Raw genomic sequence first — 1,535 nt, 5'->3', positions numbered from 1 at the left:
GAATAATATAAATATCGTTAATACAAAAACAATAATCTTTTTCATAAACTCTCCTTTTCGAAAAATTATAATAGAATAATATAAATAACCTACTTTTACAACTACTAAACTAAATTTTAATTTATCTTTCTATTCACCTATATAATATCAAGTAATTGGGAAGAGTTACACTTAACGAACAGATGCGTTAGTTCAATAAGAAAAACGATCTTCAACAATCGGGCGCTATTGTTGAATAAACCTTAGATTTTTAAACGACTTTATTGTTATATTTTTGAGTACAGTGAAGTATCTTATATCGAAAATTAAACAACTATATTTTAACCCCGTCCTAAATTTAGAACGGGGTTATGCTTGTTTTAGGTTTTAAAATTTAATAGCTTTATTGTCTTTTTACATATTCTTTATTAAAAGACTAACAGGTGACTTGCAAAGCAAGTTACCTGATGTTACACTCTAACTACATACTAACTTGCATAGCAACCTACTGAAAGGAGATGAATCGATGCATAGCCAAATGCTAAAAGGTGTATTAGAAGGCTGTATTTTATATATCATCTCACAAGAAGAAGTATACGGTTATGAACTAAGTACCAAATTGAATCAATATGGCTTTACGTTCGTAAGTGAGGGCAGTATTTATCCACTTTTATTGCGTATGCAAAAAGAAAAGTTAATCGAAGGAACTTTGAAAACCTCTAATCTAGGACCTAAACGTAAGTATTATCATTTAACAAAGAAGGGATTAGAACAATTAGAGGCATTTAAGGAAAGTTGGGATATGGTATCAACAACTGTAAATCGGTTACTAGGAGGGGAAAAACAAAATGAAACCAGATGAAATGGCTAAAATGAATAATGAAAAAAGAAAGCTACTAACAGAAGAAAATGAACTAGCTTATGGAAATATGTTAGTGTATATTCGCTGTTCAAATGTTCCTGAAAGGCAATCAGAAGAACTATTATTGGAGATTTTAGACCACCTTCTTGAATCTCAAAAAGAAGGAAAAAATGCTTATGATGTATTTGGGGAGGATCTTCCAACGTATTGTGACGAATTAATTGCCGCCCTACCTCAACAAACAATGTTTGAAAAATTTTCAACAATTGGTTTTATTATTAGTTTACTACTTGCTATTCAATTTGGAATAGATACGATATCTGCTGTAATAACTTCGTTTTTTCAAAAAAACTATCAAACTGGAGGTGTGTCATTTGATATTCTGGAAACCACACTATCTGTCATAATTCTTATTGGAGGTCTTTATATTATTTTATATGTAATGAAAGGATTCTCGTTTAAATTCATAATGAATTGGAAGAGCCGAATTATATTTGTATTATCAATTTCTATTCCATTTGGAATATCAGTATTATTACATATGCATTTTAAAAAACACCCTTATCTTTCTTATAATTTAAGTTTATGGCAAGGTGCCTTGATAGCTCTATTTTTCTATATTTTATATAAATTTTTATTTAAAGCATCAAGATTCTAATAACTTATTTAAAGAGCATATATATCGCTATTAAGC

Annotated in this window: 2 protein-coding genes; both read left to right on the top strand. The window is 29.2% G+C overall.

Features of this window, described 5'->3' with window-relative positions:
• The first annotated feature begins 505 nt into the window (after positions 1-505).
• The gene (locus AC1DTM_RS26015; RefSeq protein WP_016103706.1) at positions 506-841 is read left to right on the top strand and encodes a PadR family transcriptional regulator; all 336 of its coding nucleotides are present in this window, start codon (positions 506-508) and stop codon (positions 839-841) included.
• A complete protein-coding gene (locus AC1DTM_RS26010; RefSeq protein WP_016103705.1) occupies positions 828-1,499 on the top strand; it encodes a hypothetical protein in 672 nt (223 codons plus the stop codon). Before AC1DTM_RS26015 ends, AC1DTM_RS26010 begins: the two co-directional genes overlap by 14 nt.
• The last annotated feature ends 36 nt before the right edge of the window (positions 1,500-1,535 follow it).

The sequence above is a fragment of the Bacillus sp. P4_D3 genome, assembly GCF_056401855.1.
Note: the sequence above shows the minus strand (reverse complement) of the source record. Positions and strands in the feature narration are given on the sequence as shown.